Annotated in this window: 24 protein-coding genes; 13 read left to right on the forward strand and 11 right to left on the reverse strand. The window is 62.3% G+C overall.

Going from position 1 to position 25,086, the window contains the following annotated elements:
• Nucleotides 1–30 precede the first annotated feature (30 nt).
• Nucleotides 31–1,716, forward strand: coding sequence for a L,D-transpeptidase family protein (locus HDEN_RS05355; RefSeq protein WP_245256736.1), 1,686 nt, complete (start codon nt 31–33; stop codon nt 1,714–1,716).
• Nucleotides 1,717–1,728: 12 nt separating this feature from the next.
• Here the strand turns inward: HDEN_RS05355 and metC are convergent, their stop codons facing one another.
• Nucleotides 1,729–2,913 carry a cystathionine beta-lyase gene (metC, locus tag HDEN_RS05360; RefSeq protein WP_013215111.1) on the reverse strand — a complete coding sequence of 395 codons (1,185 nt, stop codon included), beginning with the start codon at nt 2,911–2,913 and terminating at the stop codon, nt 1,729–1,731.
• Nucleotides 2,914–3,113: 200 nt separating this feature from the next.
• On the opposite strand from metC, the gene HDEN_RS05365 reads away from it, so the two are divergent.
• Both HDEN_RS05365 and HDEN_RS05370 read left to right on the forward strand, forming a co-directional pair.
• Nucleotides 3,114–4,148, forward strand: coding sequence for an amino acid ABC transporter substrate-binding protein (locus tag HDEN_RS05365; RefSeq protein ID WP_013215112.1), 1,035 nt, complete (start codon nt 3,114–3,116; stop codon nt 4,146–4,148).
• A 53-nt stretch (nt 4,149–4,201) separates the two neighbouring features.
• Nucleotides 4,202–4,735: a hypothetical protein gene (locus HDEN_RS05370; RefSeq protein WP_013215113.1), complete on the forward strand. Its 534-nt coding sequence runs from the start codon at nt 4,202–4,204 to the stop codon at nt 4,733–4,735.
• Here HDEN_RS05370 and HDEN_RS05375 read toward each other — a convergent pair.
• Entirely contained in the window at nt 4,722–5,783 is a 1,062-nt protein-coding gene (locus HDEN_RS05375; protein WP_013215114.1) for a hypothetical protein, read from the reverse strand. The two genes, HDEN_RS05370 and HDEN_RS05375, sit on opposite strands and share 14 nt — an antisense overlap.
• A gap of 71 nt (nt 5,784–5,854) precedes the next feature.
• The gene (locus HDEN_RS05380; protein WP_013215115.1) at nt 5,855–7,771 is read right to left on the reverse strand and encodes a vWA domain-containing protein; all 1,917 of its coding nucleotides are present in this window, start codon (nt 7,769–7,771) and stop codon (nt 5,855–5,857) included.
• Nucleotides 7,772–7,863: 92 nt separating this feature from the next.
• On the opposite strand from HDEN_RS05380, the gene HDEN_RS05385 reads away from it, so the two are divergent.
• The gene (locus HDEN_RS05385; protein WP_013215116.1) at nt 7,864–8,439 is read left to right on the forward strand and encodes a nitroreductase family protein; all 576 of its coding nucleotides are present in this window, start codon (nt 7,864–7,866) and stop codon (nt 8,437–8,439) included.
• A gap of 407 nt (nt 8,440–8,846) precedes the next feature.
• Here HDEN_RS05385 and HDEN_RS05390 read toward each other — a convergent pair whose 3' ends face one another.
• Nucleotides 8,847–9,629 (reverse strand): NAD kinase, encoded by a 783-nt coding sequence (locus HDEN_RS05390; protein ID WP_013215117.1) that lies wholly within the window; start codon nt 9,627–9,629, stop codon nt 8,847–8,849.
• Between the two features lie 123 nt (nt 9,630–9,752).
• On the opposite strand from HDEN_RS05390, the gene cutA reads away from it, so the two are divergent.
• Nucleotides 9,753–10,058: a divalent-cation tolerance protein CutA gene (gene cutA, locus HDEN_RS05395; RefSeq protein WP_013215118.1), complete on the forward strand. Its 306-nt coding sequence runs from the start codon at nt 9,753–9,755 to the stop codon at nt 10,056–10,058.
• Between the two features lie 25 nt (nt 10,059–10,083).
• On the opposite strand, the gene HDEN_RS05400 is transcribed toward cutA, so the two are convergent.
• On the reverse strand, nt 10,084–11,199 hold the full coding sequence (locus tag HDEN_RS05400; protein WP_013215119.1) for a hypothetical protein: 1,116 nt from the start codon (nt 11,197–11,199) through the stop codon (nt 10,084–10,086).
• Between the two features lie 813 nt (nt 11,200–12,012).
• Between HDEN_RS05400 and HDEN_RS05405 the strand changes: the two genes are divergently transcribed.
• Entirely contained in the window at nt 12,013–13,341 is a 1,329-nt protein-coding gene (locus tag HDEN_RS05405) for a hypothetical protein (RefSeq protein ID WP_013215120.1), read from the forward strand.
• 148 nt (nt 13,342–13,489) lie between these two features.
• Here HDEN_RS05405 and HDEN_RS05410 read toward each other — a convergent pair whose 3' ends face one another.
• Complete coding sequence (locus tag HDEN_RS05410) at nt 13,490–15,658, reverse strand: S9 family peptidase (RefSeq protein ID WP_013215121.1); 2,169 nt, start codon at nt 15,656–15,658, stop codon at nt 13,490–13,492.
• Between the two features lie 340 nt (nt 15,659–15,998).
• Between HDEN_RS05410 and HDEN_RS05415 the strand changes: the two genes are divergently transcribed.
• The 3 genes from HDEN_RS05415 to HDEN_RS05430 all read left to right on the forward strand — a co-directional run bounded on the left by HDEN_RS05415 (nt 15,999) and on the right by HDEN_RS05430 (nt 18,004).
• A complete protein-coding gene (locus HDEN_RS05415; protein ID WP_013215122.1) occupies nt 15,999–16,400 on the forward strand; it encodes a Ros/MucR family transcriptional regulator in 402 nt (133 codons plus the stop codon).
• 588 nt (nt 16,401–16,988) lie between these two features.
• Nucleotides 16,989–17,390: a helix-turn-helix domain-containing protein gene (locus tag HDEN_RS05425; protein ID WP_013215123.1), complete on the forward strand. Its 402-nt coding sequence runs from the start codon at nt 16,989–16,991 to the stop codon at nt 17,388–17,390.
• A gap of 41 nt (nt 17,391–17,431) precedes the next feature.
• On the forward strand, nt 17,432–18,004 hold the full coding sequence (locus tag HDEN_RS05430; protein WP_013215124.1) for a DUF6456 domain-containing protein: 573 nt from the start codon (nt 17,432–17,434) through the stop codon (nt 18,002–18,004).
• Here HDEN_RS05430 and HDEN_RS05435 read toward each other — a convergent pair whose 3' ends face one another.
• Both HDEN_RS05435 and HDEN_RS05440 read right to left on the reverse strand, forming a co-directional pair.
• Nucleotides 18,005–18,433, reverse strand: coding sequence for a SufE family protein (locus tag HDEN_RS05435; RefSeq protein ID WP_013215125.1), 429 nt, complete (start codon nt 18,431–18,433; stop codon nt 18,005–18,007).
• A gap of 82 nt (nt 18,434–18,515) precedes the next feature.
• Nucleotides 18,516–18,893 (reverse strand): DUF5330 domain-containing protein, encoded by a 378-nt coding sequence (locus HDEN_RS05440; RefSeq protein ID WP_013215126.1) that lies wholly within the window; start codon nt 18,891–18,893, stop codon nt 18,516–18,518.
• Between the two features lie 246 nt (nt 18,894–19,139).
• Here HDEN_RS05440 and HDEN_RS05445 point away from each other — a divergent pair, with 246 nt between their 5' ends.
• The 3 genes from HDEN_RS05445 (at nt 19,140) to HDEN_RS05455 (ending at nt 20,648) form a co-directional block, all read left to right on the forward strand.
• Nucleotides 19,140–19,868, forward strand: a complete 729-nt coding sequence (locus HDEN_RS05445) for a peptidoglycan-binding domain-containing protein (RefSeq protein ID WP_013215127.1) — start codon at nt 19,140–19,142, stop codon at nt 19,866–19,868.
• 33 nt (nt 19,869–19,901) lie between these two features.
• A complete protein-coding gene (locus HDEN_RS05450; RefSeq protein WP_013215128.1) occupies nt 19,902–20,246 on the forward strand; it encodes a DUF1491 family protein in 345 nt (114 codons plus the stop codon).
• 207 nt (nt 20,247–20,453) lie between these two features.
• Nucleotides 20,454–20,648 (forward strand): hypothetical protein, encoded by a 195-nt coding sequence (locus tag HDEN_RS05455; protein ID WP_013215129.1) that lies wholly within the window; start codon nt 20,454–20,456, stop codon nt 20,646–20,648.
• A gap of 18 nt (nt 20,649–20,666) precedes the next feature.
• Here the strand turns inward: HDEN_RS05455 and HDEN_RS05460 are convergent, their stop codons facing one another.
• The 3 genes from HDEN_RS05460 to HDEN_RS05470 are packed head-to-tail and all read right to left on the reverse strand — an operon-like array spanning nt 20,667 to nt 24,169.
• Nucleotides 20,667–21,224, reverse strand: coding sequence for a DUF1254 domain-containing protein (locus tag HDEN_RS05460; protein WP_013215130.1), 558 nt, complete (start codon nt 21,222–21,224; stop codon nt 20,667–20,669).
• The gene (locus HDEN_RS05465; RefSeq protein WP_013215131.1) at nt 21,221–21,877 is read right to left on the reverse strand and encodes a DUF1214 domain-containing protein; all 657 of its coding nucleotides are present in this window, start codon (nt 21,875–21,877) and stop codon (nt 21,221–21,223) included. The genes HDEN_RS05460 and HDEN_RS05465 overlap by 4 nt, the downstream gene beginning before the upstream one ends.
• 12 nt (nt 21,878–21,889) lie before the next feature.
• Nucleotides 21,890–24,169 carry a transglycosylase domain-containing protein gene (locus tag HDEN_RS05470; RefSeq protein ID WP_013215132.1) on the reverse strand — a complete coding sequence of 760 codons (2,280 nt, stop codon included), beginning with the start codon at nt 24,167–24,169 and terminating at the stop codon, nt 21,890–21,892.
• 203 nt (nt 24,170–24,372) lie between these two features.
• Here HDEN_RS05470 and HDEN_RS05475 point away from each other — a divergent pair, with 203 nt between their 5' ends.
• Nucleotides 24,373–24,915 (forward strand): YcgN family cysteine cluster protein, encoded by a 543-nt coding sequence (locus tag HDEN_RS05475; RefSeq protein ID WP_013215133.1) that lies wholly within the window; start codon nt 24,373–24,375, stop codon nt 24,913–24,915.
• The last annotated feature ends 171 nt before the right edge of the window (nt 24,916–25,086 follow it).

The following is a 25,086-nucleotide window of genomic DNA, read 5'->3' on the forward strand; positions in this document are numbered from 1 at the left end:
GCCCAGTCCGCCATTTGCGCGAGGACAGCGTTGGGGGCTCTCGACGGCTTCGATAGCGAGGATCGTCCCGCCGTTACCGCCTTCTATGCGGCGCGGGACTGCCGTCCCTTGTGGGTCGACGAGACCGGAACGACGCGCGCTGCGGACCTTGCCATCGCCGAAATGCGCCGCGCCGACGAATGGGGACTGAGGTCGGCCAATTTCCCCTTCGCGGCTCTCAGCCGGCCGAAAGCAGAAGGGCGTTGGACGAGCGACGAGACCGCCGACGCGGAGCTCGAGATCACGGCGTCGGTTCTCCGTTATGCGCATCAGGCGCAAGGCGGACGCATTCCGAACCCGGAAGTGCAACTGTCGTCCTACATCGATCGGCAACCCTCGCTTTCGAGCGCGCAGGACATCCTGGCAAAGATTTCGCAATCGCAGGAGCCCGACATTACGCTACGCGAATGGCAACCGTCGGCAGACCAGTTTCTGAAGTTGAAGGCTTTGCTCTCCGACTTGCGCAGCAAGCAGTCCGGCGAACCGCAGGATCTCCAGATCGCGCGCCGCGGATCGTCGTTGCAGTCCAAGTCGAAGAGTCCTGAAGTCGCGACACTGAAGAAGCGCTTCGGTGTTGCGTCGGCTCAAGGCGAAGAAACGGTGTTCGATGCCGCGCTCGTCGCGGCTGTGAAGACGTTCCAAGCTTCCGCAGGCTTGCGCGCGGATGGGTTTGTCGGTCCGGCGACGCGCGCCGCGCTTGCGGGCGGCGGTCCCGAAAACAATGCCGACAGGATCGCGGCGGTCATCGCCAACATGGAAGAATGGCGCTGGATGCCACAAGAGCTCGGCGCGACGAACGTCTTCGTCAACATTCCTGCGTTCTCCATCCGCCTGACGAAAGACGGTGCACCGGTATTCGAAGATCGTGTCGTGGTCGGGACGGCCGACAAACAGACGCCGATCTTTTCGAAGAGCATGAAGACGATCGTGCTCCGGCCGGAATGGAATTTGCCGGACTCGATCAAATTGACCGCGCTGCTGTCGGGACGCTCAGTCGAACAGCAGGGCTACGTCGTCATGCGTAACGGGCGCACGATCGACAGCACGCGTGTCAACTGGGCCAAGGCCAACTTGCGCGAGTACACGATCTTCCAGCCCTCGGGCGACGACAACGCGCTCGGTCTCGTCAAGTTTCTGTTTCCGAACAAGCACGCGGTCTACCTGCACGATACGCCGTCGCGGCATCTCTTCAATGAGCGCGTGCGCCTCTACAGTCATGGCTGCGTGCGCGTGCGCAACCCGCAGGTCTTCGCTCAGGATCTGTTGGATATCGATCGCGGTGCGGCGGCCTTTGACGTCAAACGCCTCGTCCGCAAGGGTCCGAAGGACAACAACGTGACCCTCGAGACGCCAATTCCGGTGCACGTCGGATACTTCACGGTGTGGGTCGGCGACGACGGCCAGCCGCAGTATTTCAAGGACTACTACGGTCACCAGAAGCGCATCACGCTTGCGCTGGCGGGCAAATGGAAACAGATCGACGTCGGTAAGGATCACCTCGCAGAGATCGACACGTCGATGTTGAAGCAGGTGCGGCTGCGTGGAGAAGGTCGCGTGAAAAAGGGTGGCGACAGTTTTGGCGCGCCGATGGGCGTCACCAACAGTTTCTCGAGCGCGGGTTACAAACGCTACAACGATAGCGTCGGCGACATCATCCGTATGAAGCTCGGGTTCTGATCAGAGCCCGGGTTACGCGGTTTTGAGCCGCTCGAACCCGGCGTCGAGATCGCGCAGCAAATCTTCGACGGCTTCGAGGCCGATGTGGAAGCGCAGCGCAGGGCCGGGTCCAATCCACTTCGTCGCCGTGCGGTAGCTCGTCGGGTCGAACGGGATGACGAGGCTTTCGTAGCCGCCCCACGAGTAGCCCATTCCGAACAGTTTCAATCCATCGAGAAATGCCGCCAGCGCGGTTTCGGAAACGGGCTTCAGAACGGCGCCGAACAATCCGCTCGCGCCGGTGTAGTCGCGCTTCCAGAGCGCATGTCCGGGATCGCTCGGCAAAGCCGGATAGAGAACACGATCGACCTCGGGGCGCGCGGCCAGCCATTCGGCAACGGCGAGCGCCGATTTCTGGTGTTGTTGGAGACGGACGGAGAGCGTCCGAAGCCCGCGCAGGCCGAGGTAGGTTTCTTCCGAGCCCGGGCAGGTTCCGAGAGCTTCCTTGGCGTGATCGAGCAAGCGCGCCGCGCGGGCGTTGCCGGTTACCGCTCCGAGCATCGCGTCGGCATGACCGACGGTGTACTTCGTCGCCGCTTGGATCGAGACATCGGCTCCGAGCGCCAGCGGTTTGCAGAAGAGCGGCGTCGCCCAGGTGTTGTCGGCCAGCACCCAGATGTCGCGTGCGTGCGCCGCGTTCGCGATGGCTGGAATGTCCTGCATTTCGAACGTCTGCGATCCCGGACTCTCGACGAGCACGAGACGCGTATTCGGGCGGAAGAGTTTCACGATGTCCGCGCCGAGGTGCGGATCATAATATGTCGTCTCGACGCCGAGCCGCTTGAGCATGCGGTCCGCGAACGCGCGTCCGGGCTGATAAGCGCTGTCGGTGATAAGGATATGATCGCCGGCAGTCACGAATGCGAGCAGAGCCGTCGATACCGCGCCGAGTCCCGATGACGTCAGGATCGTTGCCGCGCCGCCTTCGAGATCGGTGATTGCGTCTTCCAACGCGCGCGTCGTCGGCGTCGCACGGCGGCCGTAGGTGTAGGGCTGCTTTCGCGAGTTGATGGCGTCGAGCGTTTTGTAGAGAACCGTTGAACCGCGATAAACCGGCGGGTTGACGAAGCCATGCTGTTCAAAGGGTTCGCGACCGAGGTGAACGACCTTTGTTTCCGGACGCGTCGCAGGCTTTGAATGATCGTCTTTATCCGTCATTTCTTCGCGTCTCCGGCCGTAGGATCGGACCTCGTGGCGCAAGTTTCGTGCGCGGTCAAGGCCTTGACCGCTAAGCTCTGGCGCGGGATGTGTGTGGCCCCTGCGATCGAGACGATTAACGGACCATGACGGGCGATCGTGTTCCTCGCCGGGCAACAAAGCAATCGAATGCCCGGTAAAGGGTTCGCTGGAAAGTGCATATGAAAATTGCAATGAGGTGTGCGGCGCTGATCCTGGCCATCGGATCGATGGTTGGTGGATTTTGCGGCCCGGCCTGGAGCGAAGCCAGCCTCATCGACACCATTCGCAAGCGCGGGCACGTCGTCTGCGGCGTCAGCGAACGCGCTCCCGGTTTCAGCGAAATCAGTGGCAGTGGGACCTGGAAAGGTTTTGATGTTGAATTCTGTTCAGCGCTCGCTGCCGCAGTTTTAGGCAACAAGGACTCCGTCAAGTTTCTGAGCTTGATGCCCAGCGACAAATTCAACGCGCTCCGGGACAATGAAATCGACGTGCTGATGGGGGCGACGTCGTGGACGCTTACGCGCGATACCGAGCTCGGCGCGCGCTTCGTGGCGGCCCTCTACTACGATGGGCAAGGTTTCATCGTGCCGCGCAACCACTCGATTTCGAGCGTGCTCGAACTTTCCGGAGCATCGATCTGCGTACTGCCGGGATCGACGGATGCCAGCGCGGTCGCGGATTATTTCGGTGCCAGGAGAATGCGCTACCAGCTGATCACATCGGATCGTTGGGATGAGCTGGTCAAGACGTACTCCAGCGGCGGATGCACGGTTCTTACCGGCGATCTTTCATTGCTCGCTTACGAGCGCAGCCGGCTGGCCAACGGCGCCGATCAAATGCTGCTTCCGGAATATATCAGCAAGGAGCCGCTGGGACCGGCCGTGAAAGTCGGACGCGATTCCTGGTTTGCGGTCGTGCGCTGGACGTACATGGCGCTCGTTGCCGCCGAGGAACTCGGCATCAACAGCAGCAACGTCGAGATGATGAAAGTTTCGCCATCGCACGACGTTCGCCGATTCCTGGGTCTCGAGGCGGACATCGGCGCGCCGCTCGGGCTGGCGCGCGATTGGGCCTATCAGGTCGTCCGGCAGGTCGGCAATTACGCTGAAATTTTCGATCGCACGCTCGGGCAGGGATCGGCGCTGAAGCTCGATCGCGGGTTGAACAACCTTTGGACTAAGGGCGGGCTGATGTATTCGGTGCCGATGCGCTAACAGGCGAACGGCTTGGTCACGGGAATTCCGGTTCACGTTGAAAGAGCAGTGTAGTGACCATCCAGAGGATATTCGAGACGCTGCCGGGCGAAGTGATTTTTGCGATTCCGTTAGCCGTCCTGCTGACGCTGGTGCTTCTGTTATTGCGGCGCATAGCGATCAAACGGGCTAAGGGGCGTCGCGATACGGTCGCGCACGCCTATGCGATGCCGGTCGACGACGCAGGCGCGATTGCAACTCGGATCGAGGCAGCGAAGGCGGGGAACAACAACGTGGCGGTCGCAGATCTCTACCTTGCTCAGGCGCTTGCCTATCAGAAGCTCGGTGATGAGAAAGCACGCATGACGGCGCTGACGGCTGCTGCGGGATATGCCGCGCTTCATGGTCCTGAGTCGACGCATGCCATCGCACGGATGCATCTGGCGGATGCCGCGCGCAGCACCGGCGACATGACGAGCGCCTGCGAGCACTGGCATCTGGCGCGCGAGGCTTTTCACGCCAGCGGCCATTCGGAAGAGCATGCCCGCGTCGAAAAGCTGATGCGCGAAAACGGCTGCCCGACAGACTGGGTGCTTACGGAGTTTTGAAATCGAACGACGGCTTGCCGATGCCGTCGAGGCTGTCGCCGGTTGTCGGAGCGATATCGGTCGCACCGGCCGAGCGGGCGCCAAGGGCCGACGCCGCCATCAGCACTTCGACGTTTTTCACTTCACCGTCCGCGATCTCGAAACGGTTCTTGTAGAGATGGCCGCCCGATGACGCCGTGACGATGTATTTGCCGGGCGCCAGCACGTGCGTCGGCAGAGCGCCGACGCTTTCTTTCACCATTTCGCCGTCGTCGGTCTGGATCGTCCAGCGCGTGTCGGGCACGGCTTCGCCGCCGGAACGCGTGACGAGCTTGAATGTCGCCTTGCCGCCGGTGTGCGTGACGCTCGCTTCGGTCAGCTTGCCCGCTTCGACGGTCACGTCGGCTTCGATTTTCGCGTTGGCGTCGCCGTACTGCGATACGATGCGGTAGATGCCGGAATTGAGCCGTATGATGAGATTGGGCTTGGCGCCGCTGATGACGACGGAGCGGCTGTCGAACTGGTCGTGATCGTCGGCATAAATTGAATACGTCACGGCTCCGGGAGCCGCAGGCGCGCCCGCGACGGTCGCGCCGAGGCGCAGTCCGCCTGCGTTCAGAACGAAGGCTTCATACGGTGGGCCGCCGGTTTTAACGGCGATCTTGCGCGTCAGGTTCGCCCGGCCGAAGGCGGCATTGACGGTGTAGTCTCCGGGTTGAAGCTTCACGAGCGGCGTCGCCTCATGCGATTCCAGCACGAGCTTCGCTTTGCCGGTCGGGCCGGTACTTTGAAAAATTCTCCAGACGAGGCCTTCATCGATCTGCTGTCCGTCGCCGGTGAGCAGCGCGACGAGCCTGAGCGACGGCAATCCGGTTTTTCCTTCGCGTTCGATGACCGTCGTGTTGGGTGATTTCGGCGCCGATTTGTGCGGCGGGATATGCAGATTGAGCGGACCGCTCGGCGGTCCGTCGGGGATGGGATCGAGTGCGAGCGCCGGCTGCGGAACCGAGAGCAGGACCGTCGCGGCGAGCGCCAGGATTGCCAATCGCGTTCGGGCTGCCGCACGCATCAGCATGCTCGATCGTGATGCCGTTTTACGGGCACCGTCACTGCGGAGGTTCGATTGTTTCGAAGCCTGCATCATCCTCGGCCGATCTCAACTTCTTTCGTTTCGCCGGCCCGAACGTCGAAGTCGGTTTCACGGCGTGTGCTTTGCGATTCAACCCGAACTTTGTAGCGGCCGGGTGCGAGCAGCGTCTTCGCATCGCGGCCCGTCTTACGCCATACCGGCGCGCCGCTCGAGTCCATCACTTCCCAGTAGACGTCGCTGGTCGCGATGTCCGCGGGTGGCCGGAAGCTGACCATGCCGCCCTCGATCCTGAGTGTCGCTTCGACGGGCTTGCCGGCTTCGAGCGTGAAGTCCTGCGCCGTCGACAGCGGATAAGCGGCGAGCGTAGCGGTCACTTTATAGCGGCCGGGTGGCAAGGAGAAGGCTGCGTCCGGCCCGACGGCGCGGGCGATGCGCGCCTTGTCGCCATCTGCCTTGTCGATGCGATAGACGATGCCTTGCGCTGCCGTCGCGGGTGAGCCTGCGACGACCGTCGAAAGCTTCAGCGGCGCGAGTGCGAGCGTCAGCGTTTGCTTCACGGTCTCGCCGGCTCCGATCGCAATGCGCTGGCGCACATCGGCGGCGCCGGATCGCGCGCTGGCGTAATACGTTCCGGACGGCAGAACGAAACTCGCTTCGCTGGCGTGCGAGCGGCCAACTTCGCGCCGCCCGGTCGGGCTTTCGGGATCGTCCTCGTAAATCGTGTAGATGAGGTCATCGGGGACGACGCCGTTCGTACCCGTCGTGGCGGAGAGTTCGACGCGGCCGGTGCCGAGCGTCACGTTTTCGGTTTTGACGTCGCCGGCGTTGAGCGACATCGTGCGGCTCGCATGCGCGACGCCATCGGCGATGGTCACGGTGTAGTCCGCAGGCGGCAGATAAAGATCGATCACGCCGTTGCGCGCGAGCCCTACGGGTTTGTCTCCCGCCGCAACCGTCATCGTCGCAGTCTCAGATGGCGGGCTGCCTTTGGCGGCGATGGCGTTGACCTTGAGGTGCGCGGCGTCGATCGGAATAATGATGCTTTCCGCGGCGCCGTCCGTGACGGTGATCTGCCGCCGAGCGACGACGGAGCCAAGCTCGACCTCGATATCGTAGCTGCCGGCCGCGAGCTTGGCGCTGATGTCGGGACCGGTCGAGCGCCCGGCGATATCCTTTTCGCCGGCCTTGAAGATGCTCCAGCGCATCGGCACGGTGAGGAGCGGGCTGCCTTCGGCAAGGTTTGCCGACGCGCGCAGCGTCGCGCCTGCGGGCGGTGGCGGAGCAGCCGGTTCGTCGGGTTTCGCGGCCACGGCCGGTGCGCCGGGAGCAAGGATCGCGAGTTGCGTCGCTTCATCGAGCGCCGCGTTCAATCCAGCAGCGTCGGTGACATCGTAGTAACGTCCGCCCGTCGCCTGGGCGACGCAGGCGATGCGCGGCCGTTCCGTCGCGGGCACGCCTATGCCGATGACCTGAACGGCGACGCCCGGCGCCGACTTCGCGAAATCGTTCGCGGCGGCGCAGCTATCCTGCTGACAGTTGTCGGCGCCGTCGCCCACGATGATGATTTGCGCCGGTCGCGACGTGCCGATCGCGTCGGCTGCAATTTCCAAAGCTGCGGTGACAGGACCGGGGCCTCTTGGATTCAATTTCGCGAGGGGGCCGAGAAGCGCGGCGCGTTCGCTGTCGGGCGAGGCGATCAGTTCGACGTCGTTGCAATCGCCGCGGCGGCGATGGCCGAACGATACGAGCCCGACACGCGTCGACGACGGCGTCTGCAGAATTGTCGCGAGCTTCTCGCGCACGACGTCGATCTTCGGCTTGTTGTCGGGTGCAAGGCGGCCCCACATCGACCCCGATCCGTCGACGATCAGCATGGCCGTCGGTGCATCGTCGGCGCGCGCGCCCGAGAGCGCGGCAGCGCTCGCGGCTGTCACCACTGCGGCGAATTGCAGAATCCTTAGGCGCATCGTCCCCTCACGCCGATTTCGTCCTGATTCCAATTGTAACAGGCGGCGGCCTGCGATAGCGAGACGGCAACCAGAACGAGACGGAATAAGACATGAATACCCCGATTTTTGAATTTCTTGCGGCAAGGCGTTCAGTGAAGCCGGATCGTCTCGCAGCGCCCGGACCGACGCCTGAGCAATTGCGGCAGATTCTGACGGTCGGGGCGCGCGTTCCGGACCATAAAAAGCTGGCACCGTGGCGGTTTATCGTTTTCGAAGGCGACGCGCGAAAAAGTGTTGGGGAAGTTTTCGCCAAGGCCTGCCAAGCGGAAGAAAGCCAGCCGCCTTCGCATGTCCGGCTCGACATGGAGCGAGAGCGATTCCTGCGTGCGCCTCTGGTCGTGGCGGTCGTCTCGTCGCTGAAGCCGCGGCCCGGCGCGCCGGAATGGGAGCAGATCCTTTCCGCGGCGGCTGTCTGCTACAACACGTGTCTCGCCGCGAACGCGCTGGGCTTTGGAACGACGTGGCTGACGGAATGGATCGCCTACAGCAAAACGGTGCGCGAGGCGCTTGGTCTCAAGGAGTCGGAGCGGATCGCCGGGTTCCTCTATATCGGGCAGCCGATGGAGAAGCCGGAAGAGCGCGAGCGGCCGGTCATCGAAAACCTCATCACCGAGTGGACGGCATAGTCGCGTCGGCTTTTGGCCCCTCGATCTGGAAATCTTAACCGGTTGTTAACGGGATCGGCGGCATTCTAACGAAATGCGTGCTCCGGGCATCATCCGTTGCGGCGGGATCAGCACCGCTCCGCCAGCGGCAGAGATGCCGAGAGCGTACTCACCAAATCATGGCCTTCTCCGCCCTCGGGTTCTCCCGTCCGGCCGAGGAGGCCAGTCGGTTTTTGGGGTCGTGATCGTTCCGCACAGGCCGGTCGTGGATGGCCGCCTGCGCGGCCATGACGAATTATCTGACTTTTGACGATGGCAAAAAGCGAGCGGGATAGCAGCGCAACTTCCCGTCATGGCCGCGGAGGCGGCCATCTACGGTAGCGGGCCTTAGCTCACGTCCCAGTTTTGCGGCTGGATCGCAGTGTCGATCAATAACTAAACTGCTCCGCCAGCAGGCGCTCTTCGAGGCCGTGGTTGCGGTCGAACATCATGTAGAGTTCGATGGCGCGCGCCTGTTCGATCTCGACCTTCACGACATCGCGGGTTTCGAAATGGTCGGCGGCGGCGCTGACCGGACGCTTCTGCGCTTCCAGCACCGATATCGTGATGTGCGCCTTGTTGGAGACGAGCGCGCCACGCCAGCGCCGGGGGCGGAACGGACTGATCGGCGTCACGGCGAGGAGCGCGGCCTTGATCGGCAATATCGGCCCGTGCACCGAAAGATTGTAGGCTGTCGATCCGGCAGGCGTCGCGACGAGAATGCCGTCGCAGATCAGCTCTTCAAGGCGAACCTTGCCGTCGATGGCGACTTTCAGCTTGGCGGCCTGATAGCGTTGCCGGAACAGTGAGACCTCGTTGATCGCGAGGCTCTTTTGGGCCTTGCCGGTGCTATCGGTCGAGATCATCGACAGCGGATGGATGCGGCTGATCTCGGCGGCGGCGAGACGTTCACGGAGATCGTCCTCGCTGTAGTCGTTCATCAGGAAGCCGACGGAACCGCGATTCATCCCGTAGGTCGGGATCTTGTCATTGATAAACCGGTGCAACGTCTGCAACATCAGGCCGTCGCCGCCCAAGGCGACGATGACATCGGCGTTCGCCGGATCGGTCTTGCCGTAGCGTTTGATCAGCGCTTCGCGGGCCTCGATCGCCTCTGGCACGTCACTCGCGACGAAGGCGATGCGTTCAAACTTGTTTTTCTCTTTGGACATGAATGGCTTTGCGGCTGATGCGGGCCTATGGCGGCAGGGAGGCTCGCTCAAGTGCCGGGAAACGACAAGCCCCTAGTGGCTGATAAAGGAGCAGGTGTTGCCGCGCCAGCGGGAGCCGTGGTCATGATTTATGCGACGTACCCGGATCGTGACGCGGCCCTTGAGGCCGGGAGGGCCATGGTGGAGCAGGGGATCGCGGGCTGCGTCAATGTGCTTCCAGGCATGACATCGGTCTATGTCTGGAAGGGCGTGACGGAGACGTCGAACGAGGCCGTGCTGATCGCCAAGCTCGGAGCAGAAGGCGCGGAGCGCGCCGTCGCTCACATTCTTGCGCATCATCCCTACGAAACCCCGGCGGTGCTGGTGCTGCCCGTTTCCGGCGGAAACGCCGAATATCTCAACTGGGTTCGCGAAGGGACGAAGCTCTGATCGTCAGCTGCTTGCTCGCTCGCCGTCAGTAGATGCCGCCGAGCACTTGCGCCACATTATAGCGGATTGTTCCGGGCCTTGGATCGCCACGCCGCGAGCGGCCTCCGTAAGCGGAGCGGCGAGGACGGTCGTCTCGCCATTCGCGCGTGTGGCGCGCACGGCGGGATTTCGCAGGCTTCGCGACGGGCGTGTACTCGGGCGCTGTCGCGTCATCGGACGCGAGGGCTGCAAGCTTATCGGGGTTCGCTGTCGGATCGGCGCCGTTCGCGGTTTCGGCCACCATGCGATCGTCGTCATGTTCGATGACGACCTTTTGTGCGAGGGGCAACGCGGGAGCAGGCTGGAGCCCGGCGCTGGGGCCGCCGACGGACATCATGCCGGGTGGCGGCGCGGCGCGTGCGGTCGTGTCTGCAACGATCGAGCGGCCGTTACGATCGAGCCAGGGCAGTTGTTCGGCCTTGGTCGCGGCGATCCGACCGGAGTCAGCAGGCGCGCGAGTTTCGGATGCGTAGCGCGTCTCGAGCCGCTTCGACCGTTTCGAAGCTTGCGTCATGACCGCGTTCGGCACACAGCGTCCCGAATGATCCATCGCCTGACCCGTCGGGCAGCCGGACGCGCAGGAAATCTCCCGGCGGTTCTCGACGAGGCTCAGGAGAATGTAGTCCGGCGACTTGATCGGCAGCGTCGCGTTGGCGCGATCCATGAAGGCCGACATCGCGCGTTTGGTCGAAGGATTCCAGAGGCCGTTGATTTCGCCCCAATAGCATCCGGCGCGTTTGAGCGCCTTCTGCACATCGCGCGCAAGCTCGTAGCGTGTGCGTGCGTCGGCCGGTTTCGCCGATCTGAGCACCGCGCTGGGCGATGGTTCGGAAATTACGGTCGCGGCCCATGTCGCGGTTTGCGGCTGGCGCGCCGGGAGCGGCTGCCCATTCGCAAGCACGGCTTCGCGATAGGTCGCGGAGACAGGAGAGAAGGTGCGCGTGACGGCCTCGCCGGGGCGGCGAGCATGATAGGGCACGACCGAGACGTGTGAGACTTCGGCGGGAGCGGCAACCTCGTCCGATGCCGGCGGCAATGTCAGATAACCGCCCAACGCTACGACGCCTGAGAGCAACAACAGCCATCCACCGAACTGCTGCATGGCGAAACTCCACTCAACTCGGCGACGCGCAGAAGCAGGATCGACATCGCGATTTGCGAGTTCGAGCCTCGTCCCTTTCAGCGGCTGCGCATTGCCTCGAACATGCCAGCTGAAGGTTCTGCGGTCGCGCGGCCGCATACATCCGCGCCACCTCCGAGCATGCACCAAAGCGCAGGCGGTTGTAAGAGGTAACTCGTGTCGCGCGCGTGTAACATGATCGACACAGGGCTGCGGATTTGCTCGCCTCATCGCAAACGCGTCGATCGCCTGCGCGGCTAGCCTGTTCGTATGACAAAGCTGGGACAAGCGGTGCAAAACCTCTTGAAAACCGCTCTGTTATCAACTGCGCCTAGTTGTTGTGCACAGAGGCGCGCGAGGTTCAAAACTCAGCGCGCGGCGAAACCTAGAATTCTGATTCTCCTATCAAAACGATTCACAACCCAGGTCGACTCAGTTACGGCTGGGGGCGAGGGGAGTTTAATTCGCGTTTACGTTTTCCAGCCTCGCGTCGACCTTGAGGAAAAGTCATCCACCGGATTCGAGCGGCGAACCGGTATGGCATCTTCAACTCGGCGGAGATTGGTAGCTCTTGGCTCGCGTGGTTGCGCAGTATCCCAGTTGCTCGTCTGCCACTGTCATGGGGATGACAGTGGAGCTCACAGTCGGTCAAACAGGATATCGTTCGCAGCCGTGCCGGTTGTGCGTTCCGGAGCATTGGTCGCCGCCTCCCTCCTCAGGTGCGCAGCCACAAGCCGAAATGGCCGGTCTGTATCGCGTCACGTAAACCGGCCCTCACAGGAGAGGGCACACGAAATGAGACACGTTTTAGGCGTGTTGGGGGTTCTAGCAGCCGGCGTTCTATTAGCCGTGTCGGCCGCGATGAACTGGCGTTTTGGCTTCAGTCTCGGACGGTCCGAGCTGGACGGCCAGATTTATGGCGCAGCATCCGCTGCGGCCGACTGTTTAAAAGCACTGATACCATTCTTCTTCTTCGCCGCTGTTCGAAATCGAATCTGGTCGCAGGCGGCTGCGTCGGCGCTGGTCTGGACGGTCGTGACGACCTATTCCATGACCTCGGCGCTCGGACACGCAGCGTTGAACCGCTTCGACTCGACCGGGCAACGCGCGCAGGAAGCTCAGTCGTATCAGGATCTGAGAACCGAGCTGAAGCGTGCCGAAGAGCAAGCTGGCTGGATTCCTCAGCATCGGCCCTATGAGGCGGTGCAGAGTGAGATCGACGGTCTCAAGATGCAGAGAGCCTGGAAGTGGACGAACGGCTGCAAGGACGTCAATTCGAAGACGGAGCGCGGCTTCTGTCAGAAGCTGACCGGTCTTGACGCTGAGCTTGCTTCGGCGAGCGCTGCGAAGACCGCCGACGTTCGCATTTCCGAGCTCCGATCCAAGATCGACGCGGCTGCAGGCAAGCCTGCGCTGTCGGAAGCCGATCCGCAAGCCAAGGTTCTGACTGAGCTTGCCTCGGCCTTCTTCCCGAGCGTCAAGATCGAGAATGTGCAGATGGCCCTGACGTTGTTCGTGGCGCTGCTGCTCGAAATCGGTTCTGGATTCGGTATGTACGTCGCATTCAGTCAGTGGCGGCTCTATGACCGTCAGTCTGCCGCGCCGAAACTGGCGAGGGCAGAGGAAATCACCGCTGCGGCAGCGGTGGCGGCTCCGGTGCTTACACCGATCGCCGTTGAGACAAGCAAGCCGCGTTCCGGCGCCAACGACAACCGCTCGATCGAGATTCCTCTCGAACGCGAAGTTGTCCAAGTGCCAGCAATCGAAGCTCGTCCCGCAGAAGTGCATCAGGTCGAGCAGAAGGTTGTCGAAGCGAGAGTCGCAGCTCCGGTTGCGCGTCTCGCCCCTGAAAATAACACCGAACGTTTCTACAAGGAGAATGTCGAGGTCCGTGACGGATCAAGTGTAACGGCTACTGAACTTTACGAGGACTATTGCTCTTGGTGTGACTCCAAGAACAAGGAACCCGCAGCACTTCCGAGCTTCGCGCGTGAATTCGCCGAGCTTGGCGTGAAAAAGGAGAAGGTGGCCGGTCGAGTCCGGTATATTGGTATCGCACTCAAATCCGACATGGCACTCGAGGAGGCTACGAAATCGCCTACCTTCGGCACGGTCGCAGCCTAGCGCTGCTCCTTTGAAACGAAAGGCCCGCTTTTGCGGGCCTTTTTGTTTTTGGAGGTTTGTTTCGAAGAAATTTTCAGACGATGTGAATGGCCGCTTTCGCGGCCATAACTTTTTGGGGCGTGACGAAGCACGATGGCGTCGCGCGCCGCTATTCCGCCAGCTCCGCGACCTTCAGTGCGAACGCGAAATTCAGGGCGGTGTCTTTGAGGCCGTCGAAGCGGCCGGAAGCGCCGCCGTGTCCTGCGCCCATGTTGGTCTTCAGCAACACGAGATTATCGCTGGTGTTCCGCGCACGGAGTTTCGCGATCCACTTTGCCGGTTCCCAATAGGTGACGCGCGGATCGGTGAGGCCGGCCAAAGCCAGGATGTGCGGATAGCGCTTTGCTTCGACGTTGTCGTAGGGCGAATAGCTTCGGATGTAGTCGAAGTCGTCCTTGCTGGTCAGCGGATTTCCCCATTCCGGCCATTCCGGCGGCGTCAGCGGCAGATCCTTGTCGAGCATCGTGTTCAGCACATCGACGAACGGCACGTCGGCAATGACGCCGAGAAAGAGATCCGGCGCCATGTTGGCGATCGCGCCCATCAGCATGCCGCCCGCCGAACCGCCGTTGGCGACGATGCGTCCGCGCTGGGTGAGGCCCTGTGCAACGAGATACTCGCCGGCTGCGATGAAGTCGGTGAAGGTGTTTTTCTTCTTCTTCATCTTGCCGTCGGTGTACCAGCGGAAACCCTTGTCCTTGCCGCCGCGGATGTGTGCGATCGCGTAGATGAAGCCGCGGTCGACGAGCGACAGCCGCGCGGTCGAGAACGATGCGGGCATCGAGATGCCGTACGCGCCGTACCCATAGAGAAACAGCGGTGCTGAGCCATCGAGCGGTGTTGTCTTCTTGTAGAGCAGCGTGACCGGAACGAGCGCGCCGTCCTCGGCGGGCGCGAGCAGCCGTCGCGTCACGTAGTCGGCCGGGTTGTGGCCGCTCGGGACTTCCTGGCGCTTGCGCAGAACGCGTTCGCGGGTCGCCATGTCGTAGTCGTAGGTTTCGGCGGGCGTGGTCAGCGATGAGTACGTGAAGCGAATGCGGCTCGTATCGAATTCGTAGCCCGATGCGAGGCCAAGAGCGTATGCTTCTTCCTCGAAGGCGATCGTGTGCTCCTTGGTGAGATCGAGAACGTCGCGATCGACGACGATGCCCGTGGTGATCGGCGTGACGACGATGCGCGGCAGGCTGTTCTCGCGTTCGAGGCGCGTCATGAAATTCTCATAGACGCCGACGTCGAGGATCAGGCGGCCGGGTTTGTGCGGAACGATCTCGCGCCAGTTCGCCTCGTCGGTCGCATGGACCGGCGTCACGACGATGCGGAAATCCTCTGCGTCGGCGGAATTGGTGGTGATGACCAGCAGCGACCAGTGATGCTCGACGCTGTATTGATGGCCGACGCGGCGGGCGGCGACGAGGCGGGGCGCGTCTTCCGGACTGTCGGCGTCGATCAGATGAACTTCGCTCGTCTCGTGATCGTGGATGTCGATCAGGATGAACTTGCCCGACTGCGTCGCGGACAGGCCGACGAAGAAGCCCGAGTCCTGTTCGGCATAGACGAGCTTGTCGTCGGATACGGGCGTCCCGAGCTTGTGGCTGTAAACGAAAAGCGGACGCTGGTGATCGTCGACCTTGATATAGAACAGGGTTGAGCCGTCGCGCGACCATTCCAGGCTGCCGCGCGTGTCGGGAATTTCGTCGGCGAGATCCTTGCCGGTCGCGAGGTCGCGGATTCTGACCGTGTAAAGCTCCGAGCCCTTGTCGTCGGTGGAGTAGGCGAGCAGGCGGTGGTCTTCGGAATGGGCCGTGCCGCCGAGGTCCCAATACTTCTTGCCTGAGGCTTCGGCGTTGCCGTCGAGAAGCACCTCGGCGTCGTCGGCCGAGCCGCCGCGCGGGATGCGGCACAGCTCGGGATATTGGCCGCCTTTAACGAAGCGCGGAAAGTATTCGTACGGGCCATCCGGCTGCGGCACTTGCCGATCGTCTTCCTTGAGCCGCGCCTTCATCTCGAGGAACAGCGTTTCCTGCAGAGCTTTCGTGTCGATGAGCTTCACATCTGTGTAGGCGTTCTCGGCTTCGAGGTAGGCGCGGATGTCGGCCGCGAGCGTCTCAGGCTTGCGCATGACCTCCTGCCAGTTCGCGGCGCGCAGCCAGGCGTAATCGTCCGTGAGCGTGATGCCGTGATGGATCGCCGTCACAGGTTCGCGGCGCGCCAAGGGCGGGCAGACCTGTTCGTTCGCAGGAACCTGATCGGGAGAAGCGGAGGCGATCGGCGCGGTCATGATTTGGGGAGGCCTTTCATTGGGAAGCGCATGGCGTTGCATGGTTTCTTCACGCGTTAAGCGCCCGCGTCAACGCGCGGGCCTCAATTTGAAGCAACGTCACAATGGAGTTCAGATCGCGCCAAGCATTAGTGATGCTGTGAAGTGTTGAGGAGCCGCAATTGACAATGAACATTAGCTGTAGTCAAAGCTTTCATAAGTGAAGACAAGTTCTATTCGGGGCGAGTTCAGACATCGGCAAAATATGGCTAAGACGTCGTCAAAGCGATCTGCGTCGAAGCTTGCCATCTGTTAGGCGCACCTCTGAACTCGGCTAGAAACAGCAGCGGAAAACATAACGATGGACAGTCCGTCCCAGCCTGAGCTTGTGACCATCACAGCGACCATCGTCGCCGCCTATGTCAGCAATAACTCAATCTCATCAACGGATCTGCCGGGTCTGATCGCCGAGACGCATGCCGCGCTGAGCCGTGCCGCAGGCCGCAGCGCGCCGGCGGAGCGCGAGGAGGCCAAGCCCAAAATCGCGGTCAAGAAATCCGTGATGCCGGACTATCTCATCTGCCTCGAGGACGGAAAGAAGTTCAAATCGCTGAAGCGGCACCTCAGGACACATTACAATCTATCGCCCGAGGAATATCGCGAGAAGTGGAGCCTGCCTCCGGACTATCCGATGGTCGCGCCGAACTATGCCAACGCCCGCTCGCAGCTTGCCAAGAAGATGGGCCTCGGGACGCGGCGCTGATTTTCGTCGCGCCGCATCATTTTACTTTTGCGGCTGCTGCCGCGATTGGTGAATACGACATGGAAGCGCCGCAAGTGCGGCGCGTTCCATTTTCAGAATCCGATTGAGCGATGCGTGGCGTTCAAGGTCGTAGGCGGGATGCCCTGCGCGACCGTTCCGCCGCTCCCTCCGCAAGGCGCGTTCGAGCGCCACGATAAGTTTCTCGCGACCCTCCACGCTTCGATCATCGCGCTCGCGCGGCCACAGCGGCAATGCGCGCTGCAGATCGTCCGCGCATTTGGCCTTCGAATTGAAGCGGGAGCCCGTTGAGCTTTTCGTCCGCGTAGTGATGTTCCGTATCGAGACGTTATCTGGCATGGCGCCACACAGTGCTGCACTGCACGGGCGCGGGGATAAGTTCGTGGGATTTGTTTTTTGAGTAAGGTGAACGGATGCGCGAACAAAAAACTTATCCCCGCTGCTCGCGCCGGTTCTATCTTCTGCTCGTCGCTTCTGCATCGAACCGCAGAGCGATCTTTACCGGCCCCGACTGCAACGAAGCGCATCCCGCGTTGAGAAGCCGATCTAAGCACATGAGAAGAAGAACACATGCTTGAAGTCTCTCGCAGCCTCGCGTTGAAAACGCGTCCGCGCGGCCCGGCGTTTTCCGATGCCCTGGAAGAGCAGCACTATCGTCAGGCGCGACTGGCGCTCGATCTCGCCATGTCGAGCGTATTCGGCGTCGAGAGCGGCGCGCTTTGGCACGGCACGCGCGGCGCTAAAGGCATCGCGTCTGCGCGCCAGATTGCGATGTATCTCGCCCACGTGTCGTGCGGGATGACGCTGACGGACGTCGGCACGATGTTCGGCAGGGATCGGACGACGGTTTCCTATGGTTGTCTGAAGGTCGAATACCGGCGTGACGATCCGATCCTGGACCGGACGCTAGACCTTCTCGGCTGGGCATTGCCGACGCTCGTCATGCGCGCCGAAAAGCGACGTCCGCACTGACGCGACTTTCTTAAGCAACCAAATCCCCACGAGGTAAGACGATGGCGACGAGACGAAGCTCCGCGGCTTCGGCAGCGAGAGCTGCTGACCATCAAACGCCCGAGCGCGATCTTAAGGAGAGCCCGCTGGCGTGGCTCGCGCGACGCAAGGACAAGGACGGACGGCCGATGCTGTCAGATGAGGAATTCGATGCCGGAGAGCGTCTGCGCGCCGATTTCTGGTTCGCTCAGATGACGCCGCGTGTCACCGCAAACTGGTCGCTGCTGCTCGGTGGCGGCGGCGGCATCCGGGGTGCGCCGGACCTCGGACCGGACATGCGAGATTCCGTCATCGCGGCGGGCGAGCGGGTGCGGCGCGCGCTGGCGAGCGTCGGGCCGGATCTCGCCGGTGTTCTGATCGACGTCTGCTGTCACTTGAAAGGGCTCGAAGCCAGCGAGAAGGCGAGCGGATGGCCGCAACGCTCCGGCAAGATCATTCTGCAGATCGCGCTGCGTCAGCTCGCCCGTCACTATGGTTTGTTGCGCGCGCCGGAGCCGTCCGGCGCGAGACCCGTCAAGGTCCGGCACTGGGGTGCGAGCGATTATCGTCCGGCGATCGAGCAGGATAGCGCGTGATCAGGCAGCCAGCATCATCTCGGCGTCGGAGTGGATGCGCTTCACCATCGAGGCGAGGCCATTCGAACGCTGCTGGGTCAGATGCTCGCTCAATCCGAGTTCGCCGAAGATGCGCTGCGCGTCTGTGGCGACGATCTCTTCCAGCGTCTTGCCCTGGTAAATAGCGAACAACACGGCGATCAGTCCCTGGACGATCATGGCATCGCTTGTGCCCTGCATGTCCATGCCGCTTGCCCTGCCGGAACTCGCGTTCGCGACCGGCTTTGTCGCGAGCCAGACCTGACTGGCGCAGCCGCGAACCTTGTTCGCCTCAGTCCGCAGGTCTTCGGGGAGCGGCGGGAGCGCCCGGCCGAGTTCAATCACGTACCGGTAACGGTCCTCCCAATCGTCGAGGAGCGCGAAATCGGCGCGGATGTCGTCAATCGTCATCGGAAATTCCAAGCAGCCCGCTTATCGGGCATTACTTGAAAATAGGTGGCCGGACCCTGTCGCGGCAAGGCTCGATTTGAGCCTAGATGCTACCCTTGCTTGACTTTTTGCCGCGCCAGGCCGGTTCTTTGTCGAGCGGAGTGAGCGTTCCCATCTCGCGTTCGAGCACGGCCGGCTTATACGGCCGATCGTCATGATCGGCCGCAGCCGTCTCACTTGCCCCACCTTGCCTATCGCGCATCATGTCGTAGGCAAGTTTGGCTCCGAACTGGGCCTTCGCAACGAACACCGACCAATATTCCGAACCCTTCGCGCACGTTCCGGCGTTGCGATCGCAGAACGTGACGACCCATTGCGCGGTGGCGCCGGCGCGCTCGTACAAGCGCTGCTGCTGCTCGTGATCCGATGGCAGCACGGCAACCCCGATGGCAACGATTATGGCGGTACGCAACAAGCCCATGGTCGACCTTCGCAGAGTTGAGCGGGAAAGACGTGAGGCTCCCGCAGCATTCTCATACCAAAGCCAATTCAAGACGACGCTAGCGTGTGCGCTACAATTCGATCAGTCTTCGATGCGAATTTGAGGCAAATTTTGATAAAATGCTTCGCATCTCTGTCGGGCCAAGTTCCGACAGTTAAGAAGACCTTAACGGCTGGCCGGCATAGTCTTGCGATACCGCGCAGGGGCGAACGGAGCCGTTGAGACATGATCGGGTGGGATCGCAAAATCGCAATCGGCGCTTCCGTGCTGATGACGCTCAGCGTCGCCGTCAACATGGCTGCGTTCCAGGGTAAGGGACCGGGAGCAAGTCAGGCCAGCGCGATCGAGACCGGAGGGTTGCCGTCGCGCGGCGGATGGGTGGAAGGTCCGGGCCTCGGAATGGGGCCGACAACGCCGCCGTCGGCCGCGCCGCCGTTGCCGGGGCCAACCGATCCTCCGACAGGTCCGCTGAAGGACGATGCCAACACGGCGGAAGTCACGCGCGGCATTCAGCGCGAACTCGATGCGCGCGGCTATGATGTCGGGCAGCCGGATGGCGTCGCAGGGCTCGTCACGCGCGCTGCGATCTTCGCTTACGAATACGACAACGGGCTGGTGCTGACCGGCAAGCCGAGCGAGCCGCTGCTGAGCCAGATCGTTCTCGGCTCGTCGTCGCTCGAACAGAACAGCGCGCGGCCGGGCAAAACGATCTCGCCCGATGGCGAGGCGCTGGTACGCGACGTCAAGCTGAAGCTTGCCGCGCTCGGCTATCAGACGGGGGCCGCGGGCGGGGCGCTGACGCCGGAACTCGGGCGCGCGATCCGCGAATTCGAGACCGAGCAGAAGCTCAAGGCCAGCGGCCGCATCTCAGGCCCGATGATGAGCCGGCTGATCCGTCTTCAGGGTCAGGCGAAGTTGCGCCAGGGTGCGTCGTCGCGCTCCGCCTCGCGCTAGGCGTTGCGCCGGTCTTGCTGTTAACTTGAGAGCATGCGGCTTAAATCGGAAATCTGGGTCAAGGCGTATTTGCGCCGGTGCACCGTCAACGGCGCCAGCGGTGTGGTCGTGCGCCACGGCGATGACGACGCAGGTGCAATCTTCATCAAGATCGTGCGTCAGGATCTGATGGCGGCCGTCTATGCGCCGGCTCCGGCCGGACTTGACGACGCCGATCACGACCGGCGCTGGGTGGCGCGCTTCGATCCGGGCTTTGTTCCGGAGGCGGAGGCCGAGACGCTTCTGAAACGCGAAACGAGTTTCGACAGCGATCTCTGGATCGTCGAAATCGAGGATCGCGAGGGGCGCAATTTCCTCGGCGATGAATTGCTGCCATAGTGGAGGCTGCTTCCGCGCGCGACGCTGGAAGATTTACACTCCGTTAATGCCTCGGCGCCTGTAATCGAGGCATGCGCTGATTCGAGCGGCCGCAACGCATCTTCGCCGCAACCGTTTTTGTACGGTGTCATAACGGGGTGGTTGACGAGCCTCATGACGGGCGGAGCCGCATGCACGAAGGGAGCTTCGTGTTTTGGGGGGCCACGCATGGCGACAATCGTGGAATTCAGGAGCACTTCGCGACGAACCGAGTCTTTGGTGAACTCCGGGCCGGTCAACGCCGGCGGTTCGGCCGACATCGTTTTCTTTCCGGGTGTCAGGTATGAACGGCCCGAGGAGCCTGCGGCCGAAAAGCCGAAGAAGAGCAAGCCATGTCGCGACACGCTGGACATCGATAGCTGACGCGCCGGGCAGCGAGCATTAAGTGCGCCGGACGGAGCACGAGGCTTTTTCGAGGACGGACTGCGTTTCGGTGCGATAGGGATCGCCCCGGTCGGGTGCGCGCACGACGATGAAGCCTTTCGGCGCGGCGATCGTCTGATCGGTATCGCCGGTTTGCGGAGCTTCGCTCGAGAGGCCCAAGAAGCGATCATCGGCCGGAATGATCGAGAGATTGATCGTCGTCTCGCGCTCGGACGAGGCGGCGGCGAAATAGAGGTTCGTCCCGTCAGGCGCATAGACTCCGACGGTCCATCCGAGGTCGGGCAGCAATGCATGCACGCGCATCGCGCGGTCAGCCGTATCGAACGGGCAGAACGCGTATCGCGCGTCCGGCGACAGATACGGCAGCAGCGCCTGCTGCGTGTCGACCGGCCCGACGATCGTCATCGTGTTGTGCGGCAGAACATTCGCGAGGCGGGCGTACGCCGTGCCGCGCTGATCGTTGACGGCGAGGAACGTCGCAACGATATGGACGATCACCGCGACCAAAACGAAGATCACCAAAAGCCGCCAGTCGATCCGCTTGAAGAGGTTCATGAGCAGCTCTCCCGCGTGATGACGGGTAGCCGCTTGTTGCGTTCAACGCGCTGTTCGTCGGAGAGGCCGTTCGCGGGATCGAGCACGGTGAACACGAGAACGAGGCGTCCGGCGCCGCCGGTCGGTATCCAGTTGCCGGGGCGCGCGTCGCGGCCGAGCGTCACGACGTACGATCCGTTCGGATTGGGTGCGATCGTATCGGCGGTGAACGTGTAGCGATCCGCATCATTGCGGATCAGGCGGCCACGGGAATCGAAGACCGAAAGGCTCCACCAAAGTCCGGGCAAGCTAGCGCCATCGATCTTGTAGTTGCAGGAAGAGTGCAGGCGCGCGCCTTGGGAGTCCGTCCGTGCTTCGAAGATGCCGGCGCTATCGGCCGAGATCCTGAGCTTGCCGGTCGATGCGAGATGCGCCTTCGAATACGGGTCGGCATTTTCGCGGCCGAGGCCGCGCCAGTGTTGCCAAGGTCCGTAGGAATCGACGGAGAGCGGAGAGCCGCGCGAGATCATATAGCGGCTCGACCAGACGCCGACGCCGGTTGCGAGTGCGACGGCCGCGATCAGACTGACGGCGCGGAAGATGATCGCCGCCACGGTGCGCACAAGCGCCAGCGCCGACGGTCGCTCATAGGATTTGAGTTCGAGCGACGCCACGCCCTGATCCTCCTACTGCGCGCGCTGGGCGCCGGATGCGCCCGGCTCGCCGGAATATGAATCGAACAGCGTCGCGCGCCGGTCGGCGCGTTCGGGAGTCTTGGGATCCTTCGGATCTTGCGGCGCATTGGATGGCGGCGGCGTCGCTGGATCGCCAGGACCGCCTTCGGCCTTGCGTAGCGCCGTCGTCAGCGACTTCAGCACGGCGCGGGTTTTTTCCGACATGATGGTCTCGGGCTTGCCGGTTTCGTCCTTCGTCGCCGGTTCAAGTCCGGCCGCGACCTGCGCGGCCTTGATCGCCGCCAATCGTTGCTGCTCCTCGATCTGACGCGGATGCGGTTGCAGACCCGGGATCGTCGGAATGTTCATGTCAGCGTGTGCGACTGTCATCAAATCATGCCAGACGGGCGCCGCCTGATGGCCGCCGGTGACGCCCATGCGCATCGCGTGATTGTCGTCGTTGCCGATCCACACGCCCGCCACGTACTTGCCGGTGAAGCCCATGAACCACGCGTCCTTCGGGCCGGTCGAGGTGCCTGTTTTGCCCGCGACGTTGGTGAAATCGAGATTGGCCATGCCGCCGGTGCCTTCGTTGACGACGCGATAGAGCATCGTATTCATGCCTTCGGCCACCTGCCGCGAGACAACCTGCTCGGCCGGGGGCTCATCGCGTTCGCGCGAATAGAGGAGGTCGCCCTTCGACGTCGTGATGTCGAGGATGCCGTAGGGCTTGGCGCGCTTGCCGCCGTTGGCGAAGGTCGCGAAACCGCCGGTGTGTTCGAGCACCGTAATGCCGCCGTCTCCGAGCGCCATCGAGCACGTCTTCTTGACGCCTTCGATGCCGAGACGCTTGGTCATCTCGATGACTTTCTCGCGCCCGACCGCGAAGGAGAGTTCCGTCGCGACCGTGTTCAGCGATTTCGCCAGCGCCTGCCAGAGCGGAAGCCTGCCGCCCGAGCCGCCGCCGCCGCCGTAGTTCGACGGCGACCAGTTTCCGCATGAGCGCGAGGCGTCGCGCACCATCGTGTCGGGCTTGTAGCCGTTCTCCAATGCTGCCGCGTAGACGTAGACCTTGAACGACGAGCCGGGCTGACGCTTGGCGCGCGTCGCCCGGTTGAACTGGCTTTCGCCGTAGTCGGGGCCGCCGACGATGGCGCGCACCTTCCCGTCAGTTTCCATCACGACGATGGCGCCGGAATTGAAATGATCGGAGCGGCCGTTGCGTTTCAGCGTGGCGTTGAGCGCTTCTTCTGCCTGACGCTGCAGCGTGAGATCAACGGTTGTGCGCGCCGTCAGAACGTACTGGTCCTTGCCTTCGGCGAGCCGCTGAACTTCTTCGTACGCCCAATCGAGGAACCAGTCGGGGCTCGTCGACGTGCGGTTCTCGGCGACGCGCGCCGGACTCATGCGCGCGGCATGAACCTGCCCTGCCGTGTAGTATCCGGCTTCGACGAGGTTATCGAGCACCTGATTGGTGCGGGCGCGCGAAGCCGCGAGATCGACGAGCGGCGAATATTTCGACGGAGCCTTGAACAGTCCGGCGAGCATGGCCGCTTCCGCCATCGTGATGTCGCGCACCGACTTGCCGAAATAATACTGCGACGCGGCTTCGACGCCGAACGTGCCGCCGCCCATGTAGGCGCGATCGAAATAGAGTTTCAGGATCTGCCGCTTCGTGTAGCGGCTCTCAAGCAGGAAGGCGAGAAACAGCTCTTTGATTTTTCGCTGCAGCGAGCGTTCGGAAGACAGGAACAGGTTCTTGGCGAGCTGCTGCGTCAGCGTCGAGCCGCCCTGCACGACCTCGTTCGCCTGCACGTTCGTCAGCAGGGCGCGCATCGTGCCGAGCACGTCGATGCCGTAGTGCTCGAAGAAGCGGCGGTCTTCCGTCGACAGCGTCGCCTTGATGAGGACGTCTGGAATCTGATCGAGCGGCACCGCGTCGTTGTGCAGGATGCCGCGCTTGCCGATCTCGTTGCCGTTGACGTCGAGGAACGTGACGGCGAACTTGCCGGTGAGGAACTTGCTTTCGTCGAATTCCTGGAAGGCGGGGAGCGCGAGTCCGTAGAGCACGACGAGGCCTCCGAACATCATCGTCAGGCCTTCGGAGGCGAATTCGTTCAGCAGGCGCCGCCAGCCGACGAGCTGGAAGCGCGCGAAGTAGCTCGAGCCGGCGTTCCAGTAATCCTTGATGCGAGACCAAGCCTCGCCAAGCGTCGAGTTGAGTTTCGAATCAAGGGCAAGCCAGTTGATGAAACGGTCGCGTCCGCCCTGTCTGAAGAACCAGTCGTTCAAGACCCGTCACCCCTTGCCACGTCGACCCGACGGCAGACTTGCCTTGCGGGGCACGTGGGATTAAGCCCCTTCAGCACCAAAACACGTGACGCATTGCAAGCACTATTGCGGCGCCTCCCTGCTGGATGCACCGCAAACCTTCAGCGACGGACGTTAGGCGTCGCAAGGCGACCAAATTGTGGTCAATTCGGCGGCGCTGGCAAGTGAAAGAGAGACTGACGTTGGACGGCGACAGCCAACCCTTCTGGAAGACCAAAACTCTTGAACAGCTGTCGCCCGAAGAGTGGGAATCGCTCTGCGACGGCTGTGGCCGCTGCTGCCTGATCAAGCTCGAGGACGAAGACACGAGCGAGGTCTACACCACGAAGCTCGCCTGCAGTATGCTGAACGTGCGGACCTGCCAGTGCAAGGATTATGCGAATCGCTTCAGCAAGATGCCGGATTGCCTGCAGATCGACGTCAAACGGGCGCGCGAGCTGAAATGGCTGCCGCCGACGTGCGGCTATCGCATCGTCGACGAAGGGCGCGATCTGCCGTGGTGGCATCCGCTGATTTCCGGGTCGCCCGAGACGGTGCATCAGGCGGGCATCGCGGTCAGCTCGTTCGCGATGAGCGAGAAGCGCGTCAAGGAAGAGAACTACTGGCGCTACATCATCCCGGATTTAAGCACTGAGGAGCAGCAGGCTGCGCCTGAGCAGCCTCGCCAACGCAAGGAACGCGTGGCTTCTTCGGGTCGATCACGTTGACGCGGAGAAACTTATCCTCGCTTGCCGGAGCTGATTTATACTTGGACGGTTTGACTTCCAGATCTCTATAATTTCAAATATTTTCAATTAGTTATGTCGTTTTCTCAATTGACAGCGTGACGCTTCTCGGGCATCATCTCTGTATAACGCGGAAAGTGTGAGACGACGATC

The sequence above is a fragment of the Hyphomicrobium denitrificans ATCC 51888 genome (assembly GCF_000143145.1).
Lineage (GTDB): Bacteria > Pseudomonadota > Alphaproteobacteria > Rhizobiales > Hyphomicrobiaceae > Hyphomicrobium_B > Hyphomicrobium_B denitrificans.

Bases quoted from the DNA above. Each gene is read 5' to 3' on its own strand.
- HDEN_RS05425 (WP_013215123.1), top strand. From the start codon at position 16,989: ATGCTTGAAGTCTCTCGCAGCCTCGCGTTGAAAACGCGTCCGCGCGGC.
- HDEN_RS05385 (WP_013215116.1), top strand. From the start codon at position 7,864: ATGAATACCCCGATTTTTGAATTTCTTGCGGCAAGGCGTTCAGTGAAG.
- HDEN_RS05435 (WP_013215125.1), bottom strand. From the start codon at position 18,433: ATGACGATTGACGACATCCGCGCCGATTTCGCGCTCCTCGACGATTGG.
- metC (WP_013215111.1), bottom strand. From the start codon at position 2,913: ATGACGGATAAAGACGATCATTCAAAGCCTGCGACGCGTCCGGAAACA.
- cutA (WP_013215118.1), top strand. From the start codon at position 9,753: ATGATTTATGCGACGTACCCGGATCGTGACGCGGCCCTTGAGGCCGGG.
- HDEN_RS05445 (WP_013215127.1), top strand. From the start codon at position 19,140: ATGATCGGGTGGGATCGCAAAATCGCAATCGGCGCTTCCGTGCTGATG.
- HDEN_RS05440 (WP_013215126.1), bottom strand. From the start codon at position 18,893: ATGGGCTTGTTGCGTACCGCCATAATCGTTGCCATCGGGGTTGCCGTG.
- HDEN_RS05460 (WP_013215130.1), bottom strand. From the start codon at position 21,224: ATGAACCTCTTCAAGCGGATCGACTGGCGGCTTTTGGTGATCTTCGTT.
- HDEN_RS05365 (WP_013215112.1), top strand. From the start codon at position 3,114: ATGAAAATTGCAATGAGGTGTGCGGCGCTGATCCTGGCCATCGGATCG.
- HDEN_RS05415 (WP_013215122.1), top strand. From the start codon at position 15,999: ATGGACAGTCCGTCCCAGCCTGAGCTTGTGACCATCACAGCGACCATC.
- HDEN_RS05405 (WP_013215120.1), top strand. From the start codon at position 12,013: ATGAGACACGTTTTAGGCGTGTTGGGGGTTCTAGCAGCCGGCGTTCTA.
- HDEN_RS05410 (WP_013215121.1), bottom strand. From the start codon at position 15,658: ATGACCGCGCCGATCGCCTCCGCTTCTCCCGATCAGGTTCCTGCGAAC.
- HDEN_RS05455 (WP_013215129.1), top strand. From the start codon at position 20,454: ATGGCGACAATCGTGGAATTCAGGAGCACTTCGCGACGAACCGAGTCT.
- HDEN_RS05400 (WP_013215119.1), bottom strand. From the start codon at position 11,199: ATGCAGCAGTTCGGTGGATGGCTGTTGTTGCTCTCAGGCGTCGTAGCG.
- HDEN_RS05450 (WP_013215128.1), top strand. From the start codon at position 19,902: ATGCGGCTTAAATCGGAAATCTGGGTCAAGGCGTATTTGCGCCGGTGC.
- HDEN_RS05380 (WP_013215115.1), bottom strand. From the start codon at position 7,771: ATGCGCCTAAGGATTCTGCAATTCGCCGCAGTGGTGACAGCCGCGAGC.
- HDEN_RS05390 (WP_013215117.1), bottom strand. From the start codon at position 9,629: ATGTCCAAAGAGAAAAACAAGTTTGAACGCATCGCCTTCGTCGCGAGT.
- HDEN_RS05430 (WP_013215124.1), top strand. From the start codon at position 17,432: ATGGCGACGAGACGAAGCTCCGCGGCTTCGGCAGCGAGAGCTGCTGAC.
- HDEN_RS05375 (WP_013215114.1), bottom strand. From the start codon at position 5,783: ATGCGTGCGGCAGCCCGAACGCGATTGGCAATCCTGGCGCTCGCCGCG.